We start from the raw sequence: 17,526 nt of genomic DNA, 5'->3' as shown, positions 1-17,526 counted from the left end.
TCTTAAACTTACATGGATGTAAGGACAAACGATGAATATTGGTATTTATGTGTATGAGCACGCAGAGGTGCTCGATTTTGCCGGACCTTTTGAAGTGTTTAGCACCGCAAAACGTTTGGGCGCGGACAGTTGGCAGGTTGGACTGATTGCTGAACAAGACTCACCTTTGCTCGCGCGCGGCGGTTTGCGTATCGTGCCGGATTATCATCTCGCCAATCATCCCACACTGGATGTGCTGCTGGTTGTCGGCGGCGTTCACCATGAGCAAGTCACTAACCCGTCGGTGATCGATTGGGTGAAGCAACAAGATGCGATCACCCAATGCACGGCTTCTGTCTGTACGGGGGCGTTCATACTGGCAGAGGCTGGATTACTCGATGGTCGAAAAGTGATCACACATTGGGAAGATATGGACGACCTCAGCCGTGCTTATCCGCCATTAAGCGTGGTATCAGGTAAGCGCTGGGTGAGGGATGGAAAATATCTTACCTCCGCGGGCATATCTGCGGGTATTGATATGAGTTTGCAGCTGGTGGCTGATCTGCACAGCGAAGACTTAGCCCAGCGCGTGGCCAAGCAAATGGATTATTCGATAAACGATCGATAGCAAAAGAGTCTATTGCCTTTTCCCTTGAGCAATATCTACATAAACGAGGCCAGTGTTCTAAGCTTGAAGCGAAAGGAAAATAAATGCATCGCTGTGATGTTATTTGTTGATAACCGTTGAGGAGAGAATGAAACAGCTAACTATCCTTATTGGTCTCTTGCTTCTATTGACAGGGTGCCAGTCGATTGCGAATTCGGATAATAAACTGCCTTCACATTTCTTGGGGTTTTATTCGGAGTCTTCCCTTCGCGACTATGTGGCTCGCCCAACAAATATCCCTCCTGACTATGCTGGCTTTCTCCCTTTAAAAACCGGTCGTGATGCGTTGTTAGCTCGCTTAGCAATGATAGAGTCGGCATCTCAATCCTTGGATGTTCAGTACTATATTTTTCGCAGTGACGAAACGAGTCAACTGATTATATGGCGACTTTATGAGGCGGCAGAGCGCGGTGTAAGAGTTCGAGTATTGCTTGACGATATGCAAAGTCGTGACGATAGCAGTTTGGCCTACCTTGACGCGCATCCGAATATTGAAGTGAGACTTTTTAATCCACATCAGTATCGTATCTCGCGTGTGCTTTCATGGTTAACCGATGGAAAGCGGTTAAATCGGCGCATGCATAACAAGTCTCTCTCTGCTGATGGTGTTTTTTCGATTGTCGGTGGGCGTAATATCGGCAATGAGTACTTTTCTTATCAATCATCGGTGGAGTTCAGCGACTTTGACCTTATGCTTTATGGCGATGTAGTGTCTCAAACGCAAAAGCAATTCGATGATTACTGGAACAGTGATTATGCTCACCCGATGTCAGACATCTTGCGCAGTGACAGGTCACCGAGTCGTGAGGATATAGAACAGTGGCGTAAAGAAGCCAATATTGAGCACCAATTTACACGCGAAAACTATAATTTTCACTCGCTGGCACTCTATGAGTCGTTAAAAAATCATCAACTGCCGATGAGGTGGGGGCCAATTAGGCTGATGTACGATAAACCGGAAAAAATCACGTTGAATGAAAGTGATATGACCACGGGAATCGTTGAGCTACTTCAAGGTGTCGAAAGCGATATGGTTCTGGTGTCACCTTACTTCGTGCCGACAGATACGGGAACGCAAGCGTTGATCAATGCGGTTAAAAAAGGCAAAGACATTACGATTTTAACCAACTCCTTAGCGTCTAATGATGTTTTTGCGGTGCATGGCTGGTATGCCAAATATCGCCATGCGTTGGTTAAAGGTGGCGTGCACCTTTGGGAAATGAAAAGCCAGCCGTTTATCAAACAAAAATCGCAATGGAGCGTCGCAGGGAGTAGCCGCGCAAGCTTGCATGCCAAGTTAATGCTTCTAGACCACCAGAAACTCTTTGTCGGATCGATGAACCTCGATCCGCGCTCTGCGGACTTAAACACGGAAATGGGTGTGGTGGTAACGCATCCTGATTATGTCAGGCAAGCATTAAGAGAGCTTCGCACAGGGCTTATGGTGAGTGCTTATGAGCTGAGACTCGAGGACGAAGATTTGATCTGGATTGACCATCAAACCGGAGAGCGCTTCCAGAGTGATCCTGATGTTGGAAAGATGCGATCAATGGGCGCTTGGCTGAGTGGCTGGTTGCCGATTGAAGGTTGGTTATAGTTGAACCTAAAGGGTTCCAATGTAAAGTGGATTCAGCCGCCCGCCTTGATGTAAGGCGGGCGGCTTTTTACTAGCGAGTTACCGTGTCAGGAAGACGAACACGGAATAATATGGCATAAAATAAAGGCACCACGACCAGTGTCAAAATGGTGGCGAATAAGAGACCAAACATAATGGTCACCGCCATGCTTTTGAAGAAGGGATCAATCAATAATGGGGCGACCCCGAGAATCGTAGTCAGGGCTCCGAGCAGCACAGGGCGGGCTCGACTTAATGCTGCTTCAATGATCGCTTCGTAGGGCGCTTTACCATTCTGTCGCTCTAAATCGGCTTGATCGACGAGTACGATGGCATTTTTAACCATCATCCCAATCAAACTTAAGAAGCCGAGTATTGCCATAAACTCAAATGGTGTTTGAAAGACAATCAGCCCGACTGTGACGCCGATAATCGCCAACGGCGCCGTCATCCAAATCACCAGAGGCTGGCGCAATGCATTAAACATAAACACCACGGCGAGAATCATGGCGGCAAACCCATAAGGCGCAGACACTGCAAGCCCCTCATTGGCATCGTTGGAGGCCTTATATTCACCGTACCAGGTCAGGTTGTAACCTGCAGGTAACTTAATGTCTTCGATTTTGCCGCGAAGCGTGTCAAATGCGTCAGCGGTGAGGACACCAGGGGCAGGGTCTGCTTGCACAAGAATGGTTGGCATACGGTCAATCCGACGCAACAATGCATCTTGATACTCCACATCAATCGAGGTGATGAGCTGGCTGACAGGCACATATTCTCCAGCTTGGCGGCTATACACCTCGGTGTTTTCGATGGCGCGGATCTGTTGGCGTTCGCTTTCTGGCGCACGCACGACGATAGGAATTAAATCATTCCCCTCTCGATAAACGCCGACGCGTTGTCCCGTCAATGTTTGCGCAATGGCCTCACTGATCTCTTGTACGGTTAGCCCGTAGCGTTGCGCTTGTGTTGTCGCATACTGGGGACGTAAAACGGGCACTTGCTGGCGCCAGTCATCTTGGACTGCGATTAAATCCGCATCATTCAGCATAATGGCTTTTGCTTGTTCTGCTAACTGGCGTAATACGGCACTGTCAGGACCACTAAATCCGGCTTCAATTTTTTTACCGCCACCACGGCCCAACATAAACTTCCACACCTTGATGGATGCGTCTGGATATTTACTATCAAGCTCAGTTTGAAGCTCGCTGAGTAGCGGGGCAATCTTGGTGTAGTCATCAATATCAATCAGCAGTTGTCCATAACTCGGGTTGCGGGGCTCCGGCGAGTAGGTCAGCATAAACCGGAGTCCGCCACCGCCAATAAAGCTGGTGATATTGGTTACGCCGGGTTTGGCTTGGACATCTTGCTCAATACTCGCAACAACCGATTCTGTCCGCCGAATGTCTGAGCCTTGCGGAAGATAGACATCTACCACAAATTGCGGGCGTTGTGACTCTGGCATGAAGCCAGGGGGAATAAACTGAGTTCCCCACAGGGCGAGGGCTAAGGTTCCGGCTAAAATCACACTGGTCAGGGCGCGATGCGCGAGAACCCAAGCGAGCAGCGCTTTGTAAGCGGTTACAATGCGTCCGGGTGCTTGCGAGGGAGCAACAGGCTTGGTTTTCAGGAAGTCGTGACAGAGTAGTGGCGTGATTGTAACCGCAAATAGCCAGCTGAGTAACATTGAATACAAGATAACCCAGAACAGAGAGCCGGCGTATTCTCCCATATCAGACGGAGATAGGCCGATTGCGCTAAACGCGAATATACCCACAACCGTGCCACCGAGAAGTGGCCACTTCGTGCTATTGACGACGTCTGACACAATGGTTTTCTTGTCAGTTTCTGTGTCTTGTTGCAATCGGACGAGGACACCATCGGTCACGACAATGGCATTATCAACCAGCATGCCTAACGCAATAATCAGCGCCCCGAGTGAGATGCGTTGCATGGCAATATCGTCGATATACATAATGCAGAGCGTACCGGCAACCGTTAGCAACAAGACAAAACCGATAATGATGCCGGAGCGGATCCCCATAAACAGCAAAAGCACGATAAAAACGATCGCGACAGCGGCAATTAAATTATCGATAAAGTTGGCGACGGAATCACGTACTGAGTCTGATTGCATCGAAATGGTATGCAGCTCCATCCCTAGGGGGCGCTGGCTATCTAACTCCGCTAAGCGGGCTTTAACCGCATCTCCCATCTCGACAACATTACCACCGCTGACGTTTGAAATACCAAAGCCAATGGCGCGCTGACCGTTATAGCGCATTAGCATGGACGGCGGTGTTTGATAGCCGCGTGTAATCGTTGCAATATCACCGAGCGTTAATACGGTATTATTGTCACCTACGGACACTTGCACGTTTTTAAGATCTTGGACGGAACCAATATCTGCGCGAGGGATCACCGGCACTCGCATGTCTTGGGCGTCGATGTTTCCGGCAACGGTGACCAAGTTTTGCTTTTGCAGTGTTTGGAAAACATTTTGAGCGGATACACCAAATTTCGATAGGCTATCGCCCGCTATCTCGATAAAGATGGTTTCATCCTTGTCGGCTAAGGTCGCCGTTTTCGCCACGCCAGGCACGAGCACGAGGTTTCGTTTTAAGGTGTCGACATAATCTTGAAGTTGTTTATCACTAAAGCCTTCGCCAGTGACGGCAAAAAATAATGAGTAGACGTCAGAAAAGTCGTCATTAACGATGGACGAGCCGGCTCCGGGCGGAAGTTGACGTTGAGCATCCACAACTTTGCGGCGCATTTTGTCCCAGACTTGTTGTAACTCTGCGGCGGTCTTTGAGAAAGAAAGCTTAATTTCGACGGTGACTTCGGAGCGTCCTTGAAGCGAGACAGACTTGACCTGCTTCAGTTCCTGCATCGACTGAACCGCGCCCTCGATGACGTCTGTCACCTCATCGGACACTTCTTGCGCGGTAGCGCCAGGGTAGGGGGTAATAATGACCGCTTGGCGAATAACAAATTCTGGGTCCTCAAACCGCCCTAATTTCAGGTAGCTGATATAACCGCCCAGCAAAACAAGCGCAATGAGTACCCAAACACTGAAGCGCTTAGCGATCGTATAGCGTGCAATATCCATTATAACGCTCCGTGATTCTCTTCCGTATAGGGACGGACTTCCATGCCTGGTTTCACACTGGATACTCCTGCAATAATGACTTTTTCACCCACAGATAGATTACCAGTGACCACGATGCGACTTTTATTTAGTTCGCCGATATTGATGGCGCGTTTCTCGGTGATGTTGTCTTTGTTTACCACCCAAACGAACTGTCCTCCCTGATTATCAGGCACCACTGCAGTAAGCGGTAATGTGATTAATGGGTTTGCATCCTTACTACTGGTTGGTATTGCAGGCATCACTTTTAGTGACATGCCTGGCAGAATGCGCTCACCCTTCAAATCGGTAAACGATAAGACCACTGGATACGTTTGTGACACGGGATCAGGCTCGGAGGCGAACGTTTTTAACACCAAAGGGAATTGTTTATTAGGAATAGCCGAGAGAATGCCAATGGCGCGGGTGCGCTGATCACCAGAAATTACTACGCGGTGTGGCACGTGAATTTCCGCTTCTAAGTTATCGATATTTTGAACGGTGAGGACAGGTTCATTCGCTTGCAGCTGGCTGAAATTGTCGACATGTTGTCGCGCGACGATGCCATCAAACGGTGAGCGCAGCTGCGTATTCGCTAGGGCGCGCTTTGCTTCGTCGACACGGTTTTGCGCGAGGTCACGCCGTGATTTGATTTTCTCGAGATCCGCTTGGGAGATGGCTTGGCTCTTCTCAAAAATCGCTTTGGCGCGCTTGTACTCGATATTGGCATCGTTAAGCTCGATGTTTGCGGAATCGAGCGCGGTTTGCGCATCCTCCTGATCTAATGAGGCAAGCAGCTGTCCTTGAGTGATAGCGTCTCCTTCTTCCACTTGAAGCGACGTTAAACGTCCACCGACCTCAAAAGCAAGTTCTGCGCGCTCTGATGCTCTGACGATACCATTAAAGCTAAGGTTTGCACTTGACTGCGCTTGTGTGATTTCGACGAGTGCTGGACGCGGCGCAGTTTTTGTGTCTTGTTGTTGCGGCGCTTCACTACACGCAGTAAGTGAATTGAGCATAGCGACACAGGCCGCCACGGTGAGGACGTTTCGCAGGGTAAACCCAAGCTTTGAATCTAGCATGACGCAGGGACTCCTCGAAGGTAATTGACTGGTTGTAGTGGTATGAAACAGCATCAGCGCCGCGATGTCAGTATAAGTTATATTTATCAAAAACGTACGTTATTTATGTGATGAAAATCACGAACGAATGACGGCTCGTTTGAATGACGGAACCGTCATGATTGTTAGAGAGGTGGCTCAATCTGACCGAGCCTCTGGCGCTGTCGAGACCCAATTCAGATGGACGTCTTGTTGCGGGAATGGAATTGAGATGCCTTCTTCATCAAAGCGCAATTTGACCGTTTTGGTGACATCCCAGTAGACGTCCCAATAATCATCGGTTTTTACCCATGGTCGAACAATAAAGTCCACCGAGGAGGTATTCAGAACATGTACTTTGATCATGGGCTCTGGTGTACGAAGTACCGCAGGATGTGATTGGACAATTTCGGTGAGCACGGCTTCTGCTCTGAGAAGGTCATCTTTGTAGCCAATACTGAACACCATATCCACCCGCCGAATCCGCTCTCGGGTGACGTTTTTAATCACGTCGCCCCAAATTTTGCTGTTCGGCACAATGATAATTTGATTATCAAACGTGCGAATCGTGGTATTCACCAAGCTCATATTGCCTACTTTGCCATCCACGCCACCGGCGTAGACAAAATCACCCACATCGAAGGGACGATAGATCAGTAGCATCATCCCCGCAGCAAAGTTTGATAGCGTATCTTGCAGCGCAAAGCCGATAATGACCCCAGCGATACCAAAGCCAGTGAGTACCGGAGTAAGATTGACCCCGATCTGCGAGAGACCGACCAAGATCCCAATTACCCACACGGCTTTGCCAGACATCGAGACGAAAAAGTCTTGCATCAACTGCGAGAACTTAAAGTTTTTATTGGCGACCGCGGATTTCACTACGGAACGGGTGAGTCTCGCCAACAGTTTTGCTACCAACAAAATCAGCACAAAAATAATGAGCTGAAAAACCAACTGTGGCGCATTGTCTTCTGCCCAGTTCAGGGCATTTTCCGACCAATGAGAGAGGATCGAATACGCAACATCCACATCCAGAATATCTTGGGTGATGTTGCCGGTGACGCCAAATAGCTGGCGTTTGTATTCTGCGGTTTCTATCCCCAATTCATCGGCGAGTTGATAGGTGCGCTTTAAGCCATCAGTGGCGATAGTCAGTCGTTGTTGGGTGTTTAACTGTGTCAGCTGTAACGCGGGTTTTTCGGAGTCAGGACTCGATTTGATTTGTTTTTCTTGCGCCGTGTCTTGCTGGCGCAAATATTCTATAGATGCAGAAAGGAGCCGTAAACGTTGGTTAAGACGTTGCTCTAAGGTGTTTCGTGGTTCCTGAGAAGGCTGGTCGAGCTGCTCGAGCCAGCGTATATTTTCCCAACTCGCCTCAAAGACCGTACTGAGGTATTGCTGTAACTCCGCATACTCATTAATGAGTGGTAAGCGTTGCTCTGGGCTGGCTTGCGTGATTTTCTCATTGAGGGTATTGAGACGAGCCGTGATGTACTGATACGCATCTTGGGTATACCGCCGTTGCGCCGTGACCAGTTGAACCAACTGCGGGTTATCTAAGCTTTGTTGATTAATGGCGTTGGCGAGCAGCTCTCTTAGCTCTTGATTTTTGGAAAATAGCTGCAATTGAATCGCGTCTTTGTCATCGCCTTTTGCCTGTTCAAGGCTTTCTACAAGGGTCTGAATGTATTGTTTGGTGCGCTTTATTTGATGCGCCAATGATGTTTTTTCACTCGACGTGACGTTTGACTCGGCAGGCGCCGGCGCTTGGTCGGCATAGGTCAACGGAAGAAACAGAAGGGTAGTTACCATCACTAACATAACCGTATTCACGCGTTGACGGCGATGCGATAAAGTTTTTATCCAATTCACGTTTTTTTTCCTCTGCCTCTTGCCTGTTGGCGATTGTGATGGGCATCGATGGCGGCAACCTAACGCCTGAGCGAACCCTACCCCCTGAGATTTAATAGCGTAGCGAGTTTAGCTTTGACTGCCTATCTCGTTCGCAATTTTTGTGACGCATTGTTTTTTACGATGCGTTGGTTTATCGCTTGTGTATCGCATGCGTGATATTGGCTGTTTCGCGTCGCTTGTTCTGGCGTCTACCAACGGACAATGAGAACGATGGTTTAGTGAATCATGTGAGGTTGCTTTTTTAACACGATCTCAATATGTGCGATGCGAGTTAGGATGTGTATGATTAATTGCGCTGATACCAATCATAAATAGGCGCTATCGGCTCATGATTAATGGCAGTCATAGGATTGAATTGAGAGGAATTGAACATGTTCCCAGCCACATGGCGCTCCAAGCGTTTGTGTTTTAGTGCGTTTGAATACAGTGATGCAAAGCGCGTTAAAGCGCTGTTTGAGCAAAATCAGCATCTGCAATATCAAGATCCCACGTTTAAACCTTGGTCGTTGTCGACCTATCAAGCACTGATAGCGGATAGTGCGGAGAAAAAGGCCCCTGATGTGGAAGACGCCTTTTATCTTCGTCGCATTCAGACTCATGACGGTAAAGATATTGGCTACTTACAAATCTCGCTCAATGCGCCCGATGCACAGAGTGTTTGGCTGCCCATGCTCACTATTTCTCCACGATATCAAAAGCATGGCTATGGCAGCGAAGCGGTTGCGAGCGTGATTGACACCGTGCAAGCTTATGGGGATTATCGACGCATGGGTGTGAATGTTTACGCCGAAAACATTCGCGCGTTTCGATTCTGGTATCAGCAAGGGTTCTGTCGTATTTCCCATTTTGAACCCGAGCAAGATGAAGGACGAGATTACCACTGCTTGGTGCTCTATCGCGATTTAGACGTGAGGGCATCACCACGGTAGTGAACAGGGAAAGTGACTGAGTCATATAGGAAAGGAAAATGATAAAAACACCGAAAAAACGTCTGTTACTGACGCGTGTCGCACTGAGTGTTGTACTCGGCATGGGGCTTAGCGTTTCATCAACTACGGTGCAGGCGGCTGAGGCCGCACAGGTTCAGGTGCAGCGCGAATCAGGTCTGCATCTGCAAGATTTTGATCGATCGGTTCGCCCACAGGATGACTTGTTCCGTCACGTCAATGGCACTTGGTACGACCAAACCCAAATCCCCAGTGATATGTCCAGCTATGGTGCGTTCCGTATTTTAGCTGAAGAGAATGAAAAGCGTCTGAAAGGCATCATTGATGAGCTGGTGGCGCGTGATGATCTCAAGCCTGGCTCCAATGAGCAAAAGCTGCGTGATTTTTATCTTAGCTATATGGACAAAGACAAAATTGATGCCTTGGGGGTGACACCAATCAAACCTGAGCTCGAGCGCATTGCGGCGATTTCCTCGAAGCCTGCGTTGATTTACGCGATGGCCGACTTGCGACGAGTTGGCGTTGGGATCCCGTTCAGTTTTTATGCATGGGCCGATGCGAAAAACCCTGACTATAACGCTCTATATCTGAGCCAAAGTGGGTTGGGCCTGCCGGATAGAGACTATTATTTCCGAGACACCGAGGACGCTGAGCGTATCCGCACCGCGTATAAAAGTTATCTCGAAGATATGATGCGCTTAGCGGGCTATGATCAGGCCAAACAACGCGCAGATCGGATTTATCAGCTGGAAAAAACACTGGCAGAGCATCATTGGACACGCGCTAAACGCCGTGATGCCCAAGCAACCTATAACAAAATGAGTCTTGGATCGCTTAATCAAGCCATGGGCGGGTTTGATTATGCTCGCTTTGCCAAGCGCGCGGGTATCGACAAAGCCGATGAAGTAGTGGTGCGCATGCCGTCTTATTTTGAGGCATTAGGGCAGGTGTTTGAGCAAACCAGCCTGCAAGCGTGGCAAGATTATCTCACCATTCGCACGCTCAATGCCTTTGCGCCGCGCCTTAACCATGAGTTGGTTGAACGTCAATTTGCGTTCTATTCCAAAACCCTCAACGGCATTCCTGAGCAGCGTGACCGCTGGAAGCGGGGCGTGCAAGCCACCGAAGGGGTGCTGGGTGAAGCGCTTGGCCAAGAATATGTCGCCCGCTACTTCCCACCGCAAGCCAAAGCGCGTATGGAAACCATGATTGATAACCTGCGTGCCGCGTTTAAAGACTCGATCGAATCATTAGCGTGGATGAGCGATGAAACCAAAGCGAAAGCATTGGATAAGTTGAGTAAATTCACGCCCAAAATCGGCTATCCAGAGCAATGGGAAGATTACAGTGCGCTGACCATCAACGCCGATGACTTGATTGGCAACAGCAAACGTGCTGCTCGCTGGGGCTATCAAGATATGTTGTCGCGGATTGGTGCGCCAGTTGATCGCAAAGAGTGGGGCATGACGCCACAAACGGTTAACGCCTATTACAGCCCAACCGCTAACGAGATTGTGTTCCCCGCCGGGATCTTACAACCGCCGTTTTTTGATATGAATGCGGATGATGCCGTGAACTATGGCGGTATCGGCGCGGTGATTGGTCATGAAATGGGGCACGGTTTTGATGATCAGGGCTCGCGTTATGATAGTGATGGCAACCTATCCAATTGGTGGACGGATGAGGATCGCGCGCGCTTTGATGCACGCACCCAAAAGCTGGCCGAGCAATTTAGCCAGTTTGAACCGTTGCCGGGCTTGTTCATTGACGGCAAGGTGTCCTTGGGGGAGAACATTGGTGATTTAGTCGGCTTGACCACCGCCTTCCGCGCCTATCAAAAATCGTTGCACGGTGAACCGTCTCCTGTGATGGACGGTTATACCGGCGAGCAGCGATTCTTCCTCAGCTGGGGGCAGATCTGGAAAATGAAGATGCGTGAAGATGCCCTGCGTGAGCGCGTATCGCTGGGGCCGCATGCGCCACCACAATATCGCGTGCTTGGTGCGCCCCGCAATGTCCCTGCGTTCTATGAAGCCTTTGATATAAAAGAAGGTGACGGCATGTATTTACCCGAAGATCAGCGGGTGAATATCTGGTAACCTCTGATGCCGCCTCCAAGGCGGCATTTTTATAGATTTTGGTACTGTCCGTCACGCGAATCGATGCAAGGAGGCCCAAGTGCTAAGCACGCCAAGGACGAGATTAGTTTTGCTTCCCCCAGAAAAAGCCGACATGGTCGCGCAGTTTTATCAGCGAAATCGTGCTCACCTGTCCCCATGGGAACCCATACGTCCTGCCGCATTTTATCGCGAAGACTATTGGCATCGCGCGCTGCAAGAAGCGAACGATTTGTTTCAACAGCAGCAGGCCTTCAAGTTTGTGATTTTGCATCATGAACGGGACGATGTGATAGGGGTGTGCAATTTTACCAATGTCATTCACGGCGCCTTTAAAGCGTGCCTGCTAGGTTATGCCGCTGACGAGCATTATCAAGGGCAAGGCTACATGCACGAAGCCACCCAAGCAGGTATCCGTTTTGTCTTTGAGCAGGTTGGGTTGCATCGCGTGATGGCCAACTATCTGCCCGACAATACGCGCAGTGAGCGGCTACTTACCAAGCTGGGGTTTGAACGCGAAGGCTATGCACGCCGTTACCTCAAAATTAATGGCCGTTGGCAAGATCATGTGCTCACCGCCAAACTCAACCCTTTATTGGAAGAGTGAGTCGTTTAATATCCAGCCGGACATTCCCTTTTATCCATTTAACTGTCAGGAGAAAAAATGAGTCAGTTTACCGAGTACAAAGTCGTTCATATTGTTGAAGGTGGTTGCGGCACCTTATTGCTGGGCTCAAGTGGCTTGCCGTTGCAACGCCTCGAAGCCGAGCTCAATCAATACGCGCAAGATGGCTGGCAGGTTGTTTTTCAAGTGATCGAAAAGAAACGTTACATGCTGTTTTGGCAGCGTGAAGCCGTGATTGTCACCCTAGGTCGCTAATGCTCAAGTATTTGTCGCTTACGTTGATCCATCGTTACCAAGCTAAAGGTGGATCAAAAAAACGGTTCAATATTGAGTGTAATTTCGAGCCGAGCTGCTCGGAGTATACGCGCCAAGCGATCGAAAGATACGGCGCACTCCGAGGCTGGCAACTCGGATTGGCGCGCATTCGCCGCTGTAATAATCCCGATGCGATTGAAAAAATTCACGATGAGGTGCCTTAATGCGTTTTACCCAACCGATTGAAGCGCTGGAGGCGCAAGAAGAAGTACTGAGGAAGCAGGTGAACGGCTTGACCCAAAGCCAGAAAAAACGCTATTTTGCCGAGCAATCAAGACAGCTGAAAGATCCAGACACTTATGCGGCACTCAATTGGGCTTTCTTAGGGGGGTTCCATCATCTTTACTTGCGAAAGTACCGGTTGTTTATCGTAGAATGTACGTTATTGGTGATCGCCGTTATCGGCTTAGTGATGAGTCAGCCGTATTTCGCTCTGATTTTGGTTGGTTTAGTGCTATTTGAATTACCACAGCTTTTTTTGGCCCAAAAAATTGCCAGGCAGTACAACTACCATGTATCACGCTCAATTTATGAACACGTCCGCCACGGTGATTAACCCATGAAGCGTCGTCGGATCCGTAAACGTCATCAGCACCAGTTCTTTTTATGTCAGAAAACCTATCGGCGTGCCTTAATTGATTTGATTGAGGCTGATCCGGCAAGAATGCGTGCGCTTCGCTGTGTTCAAGCTTTAAACCTCCCTCAGTGCTATATTGCTGCCGGATTTATCCGGAATCTGGTTTGGGATGCGTTGCACAAATATGCCCCGAGTGCGCTCAATGATATCGATGTTGTCTTCTACGATCCTGAAGATACCAGTGCAGAGCGCGAACAATATTTAGAGCAGCTACTGCAAAAAACCATGCCAGAAATGACTTGGCAGGTACGTAACCAGGCGCGAATGCACGAGAAGCACCAAGATCCTCCTTACGCGAGTACGCTAGATGCAATGCGCTTTTGGCCGGAGAAAGAAACTGCGATTGCGGTGCGCCTTGATATGAACCAACGCTGCGAAGTCATCGCCGCCTTTGGGGTTCAATCTTTATTTGAACTTAAGCTTAGCCATAATCCTGCCCGCCCATGGCACGTTTTTCAGCAGCGCCTTGATGATAAGCAGTGGCTGACACATTGGCCCAAACTCATTGTCACCACGCAGTGCTCTGTGGCGGCAAAGCCGATCCATCACGAGTAATCGTTAATAGGGTGCGCATGGGCACAGACAGTCCATGTCACCCAAGGCATACTCGTTGCTGTGTTGAACAGCCTGGATAGCTAAGCCGATGAAATACCGCATGGACGCGAGCCCGAGTAACGATGATATTACCGCCATTCGCCAACAGCTGCAGCAAAGCAATGCCCCGTTTTTAGCTGGCCTTCCTGAAGGCTCTCTTGCCGGCTACGCCTATAACGATAATGATGAACGTATCGGTGGCGTGGTGGCCAACACTTGGGGGCAATGGCTATTGATTAAATACCTTTGGGTCGATGATGCCTTCCGCCATCGCCACGTGGGGAGCCACTTATTGAGTAACTTGGAAGAGTACGCCAAGGAGATGGGTTGTAAAATGGCGTTCGTTGATACCTTAAGCTTTCAAGCCAAACCTTTCTATGAAAAGCATGGCTATCAATGCCAGATGACATTGTCGGACTATCCTGTCGATCATGCACTGCACTTTATGACCAAAAAGCTCGCTGACTAAGTCGAACGTTGAGCGGGTTAAATTCCCATTACGATAAGCAAATCACTGATTTATAGCAATAAAATCGTGATTAGGATTCCAAAAAATGGTTCGCGTTGGGTGGTTTGTCAACGGCTACGGTTGAGATCAATATACTTGCGAGTAACAGGACTAGACTCGCAAGTTTTAAGGATCGCCGTATCAAGTGACGTGGCGGGTCCGCCCCAAGGTCAAAAAGGTCAACATCGCAAGTATTCAACGCTGGTGTCAGGCGAACGTATTTGAAGAGCATCATGCCCACGGTGTGCGAAACTTAGTGGTTCAGCCTGCATTACTCTCCGAGCAATAAAAAGGGAACAGTATGGCAACGACGGCGTCCAATCGATTAACCATTCGTCGTATGCGGCCGGACGATACGGAGCCGGTGCTAGATATCTGGTTAAATGCCTCACTGCAGGCGCATGATTTCATTGATGAGGCGTTCTGGCATCAGCAACGTGATGCCATGCGTGCTTCTTACTTACCGATGGCTGACGTATGGGTAGGCACTTATCAAGAGGTCATCCTTGGCTTTTATGCATTGCATGGCAATACGCTGGCGGCGATTTTTGTCGATCCTGCCCATCAGGGGGCTGGTGTGGGGAGTCAATTGCTCGATCATGCCAAACTGCAAAAGCCCACTATCGACCTCACAGTTTATCAGAAAAATACCGCCAGTTACGCTTTTTATCTACGTCACGGTTTTGTGGTTGATAGAGAGCAAACGGATCCACATACCGGAGAGCGTGAGTGGCGAATGGTTTATTCTGGTAGTTAATGATATTTGAGTCACTAATGTGATTCGTGTTCAAAAAATAAGACACTCTGTATGCCAGTGCAGTAAGTAATACGGTCTATAGTCAGAAAGTTGGTTAGTTGTCCCCAGGGTCAGCCTGCGCTGGCCAAACATCACTTTCTCTTCATATGGAGTGTCTAATGAAAAAGACAAATATCCACTACGGGCCTTCGCAGCGCCCTTGGTATGAACAGGTGCCTGACTTTGCCAAAGACTATGTGTCGGCCCCCACTCATGACCCTCTGGTTGTCTACCAGCAGCGAAACCAGTCCTTTGTCCTGCAGCAAACGTCGCTTTGCAGTCAAGACTTTGAGATCCCTCCACATGGCTTATCGGATGCAGAGCAATATCAAGCGATGAAGACATTTTTTGTCTATAGCGCGCAACAAGCAGATCGATTTTTAGGGTATCAAGTCGAATCGAGGTTTACGCAGGCAGAACCAAGCCTCCGTGACTATGCCCCGGTGCAGTCAGACTTAGAACAAGGTAATTGGCGCCAAGTCGATTACCCATCACGTATCGCACCGTTTTTAACGATGAGCCTCAACAATGTAGGGGATCCGTTTGTCGATGGTGACTTCACGCTCAACTCAAAAAATATCGAGCGTATGGTGTTAGATTATTATGCCTGTTTGTGGCGAGCGCAATGGCCATCACTGGGTTATCAACCACATAATGAGCATGTAACACCTGCGCAGCAGAATGAAAGTTACTGGGGATATGTGCTGACGATGGGCAGTACCGAAGGGAACTTGTATGCGATGCTAAATGCACGTGACTATCTGTCAGGGCGAATGTTGTTACGTGATCAACTGGCAGAGCAAGCACAGTGTGCCCAGAAAAACTCGCGTATTGATGAGCAAAGTGAGTACTTTTCTGTGTATCCGGACACCGGCGAGGCTAAGTATCATCCCGTTGCATTCTTCTCAGAAGATACGCATTACTCCATCGTAAAAGCGATGGAAGTAGAGAAGATTGATACGTTCGCCACTTTAGGTCGTCGGTTATACCCCGAGCAAAACCCACTTAACCAAGGAGAACCTTGGCCTGATGCCGTGCCATCTCAAGGGCCAACGGAAGCGCTTCCAGTCGGGTCTGGGGCTGTTGATATTGATAGTCTCATTACACTTGTGCGCTTTTTTGCCCAAAAGGGGCACCCGATTTTGGTTGTGCTGAATTTTGGCACCACATTTAAAGGGGCATACGATGATGTTCCCAAGGCTTTGGCAGAACTTGAGCAAGTGCTCAAAGAGGCCGGGCTATACGAGCGAAAAGTCACGGTGAAAACGGACACGGGGAAAACCCATGAGGAAATGCGCAGTGGCTATTGGATTCATATAGATGGTGCGCTGGGCGCGAATTATGCGCCATTTATTCAAATGGCGTCACCACACGATATGCCGCTTCCGAACAATCTAGGCAAGAACATTCCAAAGGAAGACATTGCGGCGATGCCAGCATTTGATTTCAGTTTGCCAATGGTACATTCAATGGTTGCGAGTGGTCATAAATGGCCGGGAAGTCCTTGGCCAACAGGCGTGTACATGACCAAACAAAAATACATGGTCTCACCGCCAGACGATCCTGAGTATATTGGTTCGCCAGATACTACCTTCGCGGGGTCACGAAGCGGTTTATCACCATTGATTTTATGGCACTTCTTCGCCACCAATAGCTATCAACAACAACGAGAAAAAGCGCTTTATGCCATCGAACTCGCATATTATGCCGTTGAGAAGCTAGAGGAGGTAGCAGCCTATTGGCGTGAAAAGTCTCTAGGTCGCCCCGAGGAGGAGTGCCCGCCTGATGGGCTGTGGTTGCAGCACACGCCATTATCGTTATCACTAATCTTCTCGCAACCGAGTGACGAAATTATCGCTAAATATTCGTTGGCGAAAGAGACGATCACAGACCCTAATGACAATAATTTTCGGAGGCAATACGTGCATCTATTCACGATGTGGGATGTCAGCGAAGCGCGTATTGATGCGTTGTGTAACGATTTGATGTCGCCGAATGCGTTAAAGCCTTTGAGTGACGTTAAAATGCAGATAGACACACCAAGTCGAGACTTACCAAAAAACCACACTCATTTACCGCTTAAAGGACGCTCGTTCCGATAGCTGTTTTATCTTCCCCTTGCTGCAGCAGCAGTAAGGGGATCATGGCCCTACCAAAATTGAATAAAAGCCCTAAATTTGACTATTATCGTATTGTTTTGCCAGTTTGGTGCTACCAAATGCGAAGAGTTTACCATGACGTCATCTACTCATAGCCTTTTTCATCCTGGTTATCTGAATGCGGGAAAAAAGGGCCGCTTACGCCTAACGGCCACGATTGTCTTATTGGTCATGCCAGTGGTAGGAAAATCATCGCAGATTCAATAAATCAGGCGAGCAAAAGTCGTTTTACGGTAGCGCTTATCTGGCGATATGCGTTATACAGTTTCGCGGCAACATATATAACCCCATGAGTCGACCGGATAAAGCAGAAAAACTTTCATCGAATAATTCGACCATGACTTTCGATATATTATGTGGCTTACATCACACTGTTGACCTAATGTAGCAATCAAGCGTGAATGAGATTGAGTCGATTTG

The 17,526-nt window shown here is 48.8% G+C and carries 16 protein-coding genes and 1 pseudogene; 14 read left to right on the top strand and 3 right to left on the bottom strand.

Annotated features, from left to right (window positions below):
- The first annotated feature begins 31 nt into the window (after window positions 1-31).
- A complete protein-coding gene (locus FCN78_RS07855) occupies window positions 32-607 on the top strand; it encodes a DJ-1/PfpI family protein (RefSeq protein ID WP_077658759.1) in 576 nt (191 codons plus the stop codon).
- A 127-nt stretch (window positions 608-734) separates the two neighbouring features.
- Window positions 735-2,243 carry a phospholipase D family protein gene (locus FCN78_RS07850; protein WP_077658758.1) on the top strand — a complete coding sequence of 503 codons (1,509 nt, stop codon included), beginning with the start codon at window positions 735-737 and terminating at the stop codon, window positions 2,241-2,243.
- Window positions 2,244-2,313: 70 nt separating this feature from the next.
- Here FCN78_RS07850 and FCN78_RS07845 read toward each other — a convergent pair whose 3' ends face one another.
- The 3 genes from FCN78_RS07845 to FCN78_RS07835 form a co-directional block, all read right to left on the bottom strand.
- Window positions 2,314-5,373 (bottom strand): efflux RND transporter permease subunit, encoded by a 3,060-nt coding sequence (locus tag FCN78_RS07845; protein WP_077658757.1) that lies wholly within the window; start codon window positions 5,371-5,373, stop codon window positions 2,314-2,316.
- Window positions 5,373-6,473: an efflux RND transporter periplasmic adaptor subunit gene (locus FCN78_RS07840; RefSeq protein WP_077521558.1), complete on the bottom strand. Its 1,101-nt coding sequence runs from the start codon at window positions 6,471-6,473 to the stop codon at window positions 5,373-5,375. Before FCN78_RS07840 ends, FCN78_RS07845 begins: the two co-directional genes overlap by 1 nt.
- 177 nt (window positions 6,474-6,650) lie before the next feature.
- Window positions 6,651-8,315 carry a mechanosensitive ion channel domain-containing protein gene (locus FCN78_RS07835; RefSeq protein ID WP_077658783.1) on the bottom strand — a complete coding sequence of 555 codons (1,665 nt, stop codon included), beginning with the start codon at window positions 8,313-8,315 and terminating at the stop codon, window positions 6,651-6,653.
- Window positions 8,316-8,779: 464 nt separating this feature from the next.
- On the opposite strand from FCN78_RS07835, the gene FCN78_RS07830 reads away from it, so the two are divergent.
- From FCN78_RS07830 to FCN78_RS16095, 12 genes and pseudogenes are all read left to right on the top strand, one after another.
- The gene (locus FCN78_RS07830) at window positions 8,780-9,337 is read left to right on the top strand and encodes a GNAT family N-acetyltransferase (protein ID WP_077599959.1); all 558 of its coding nucleotides are present in this window, start codon (window positions 8,780-8,782) and stop codon (window positions 9,335-9,337) included.
- A gap of 38 nt (window positions 9,338-9,375) precedes the next feature.
- The gene (locus FCN78_RS07825; RefSeq protein WP_077658756.1) at window positions 9,376-11,454 is read left to right on the top strand and encodes a M13 family metallopeptidase; all 2,079 of its coding nucleotides are present in this window, start codon (window positions 9,376-9,378) and stop codon (window positions 11,452-11,454) included.
- A gap of 79 nt (window positions 11,455-11,533) precedes the next feature.
- Complete coding sequence (gene rimJ, locus FCN78_RS07820; protein ID WP_077658755.1) at window positions 11,534-12,079, top strand: ribosomal protein S5-alanine N-acetyltransferase; 546 nt, start codon at window positions 11,534-11,536, stop codon at window positions 12,077-12,079.
- Window positions 12,080-12,136: 57 nt separating this feature from the next.
- Window positions 12,137-12,352, top strand: coding sequence for a DUF4177 domain-containing protein (locus tag FCN78_RS07815; RefSeq protein ID WP_069362674.1), 216 nt, complete (start codon window positions 12,137-12,139; stop codon window positions 12,350-12,352).
- Window positions 12,352-12,576 carry a membrane protein insertion efficiency factor YidD gene (gene yidD / locus FCN78_RS07810; protein WP_077658754.1) on the top strand — a complete coding sequence of 75 codons (225 nt, stop codon included), beginning with the start codon at window positions 12,352-12,354 and terminating at the stop codon, window positions 12,574-12,576. The genes FCN78_RS07815 and yidD overlap by 1 nt, the downstream gene beginning before the upstream one ends.
- The gene (locus tag FCN78_RS07805; protein ID WP_077658753.1) at window positions 12,576-12,968 is read left to right on the top strand and encodes a hypothetical protein; all 393 of its coding nucleotides are present in this window, start codon (window positions 12,576-12,578) and stop codon (window positions 12,966-12,968) included. Before yidD ends, FCN78_RS07805 begins: the two co-directional genes overlap by 1 nt.
- 108 nt (window positions 12,969-13,076) lie before the next feature.
- Window positions 13,077-13,604 carry a nucleotidyltransferase family protein gene (locus FCN78_RS07800; RefSeq protein ID WP_077658782.1) on the top strand — a complete coding sequence of 176 codons (528 nt, stop codon included), beginning with the start codon at window positions 13,077-13,079 and terminating at the stop codon, window positions 13,602-13,604.
- Window positions 13,605-13,692: 88 nt separating this feature from the next.
- The gene (locus FCN78_RS07795; protein WP_077658752.1) at window positions 13,693-14,112 is read left to right on the top strand and encodes a GNAT family N-acetyltransferase; all 420 of its coding nucleotides are present in this window, start codon (window positions 13,693-13,695) and stop codon (window positions 14,110-14,112) included.
- Between the two features lie 169 nt (window positions 14,113-14,281).
- Window positions 14,282-14,440: pseudogene (locus FCN78_RS15850) on the top strand (delta-class carbonic anhydrase); the annotation flags it as partial.
- 12 nt (window positions 14,441-14,452) lie between these two features.
- Window positions 14,453-14,908: a GNAT family N-acetyltransferase gene (locus FCN78_RS07790; RefSeq protein ID WP_077658751.1), complete on the top strand. Its 456-nt coding sequence runs from the start codon at window positions 14,453-14,455 to the stop codon at window positions 14,906-14,908.
- A gap of 158 nt (window positions 14,909-15,066) precedes the next feature.
- Complete coding sequence (locus tag FCN78_RS07785) at window positions 15,067-17,049, top strand: PLP-dependent aminotransferase family protein (protein ID WP_077658750.1); 1,983 nt, start codon at window positions 15,067-15,069, stop codon at window positions 17,047-17,049.
- 132 nt (window positions 17,050-17,181) lie between these two features.
- Window positions 17,182-17,313, top strand: a complete 132-nt coding sequence (locus FCN78_RS16095) for a hypothetical protein (protein WP_268794351.1) — start codon at window positions 17,182-17,184, stop codon at window positions 17,311-17,313.
- Window positions 17,314-17,526: the final 213 nt, after the last annotated feature.

The sequence above is a fragment of the Salinivibrio kushneri genome, from assembly GCF_005280275.1.
Taxonomy (GTDB): Bacteria; Pseudomonadota; Gammaproteobacteria; order Enterobacterales; family Vibrionaceae; genus Salinivibrio; species Salinivibrio kushneri.
This window is presented reverse-complemented; position numbering and strand designations above follow the sequence as displayed.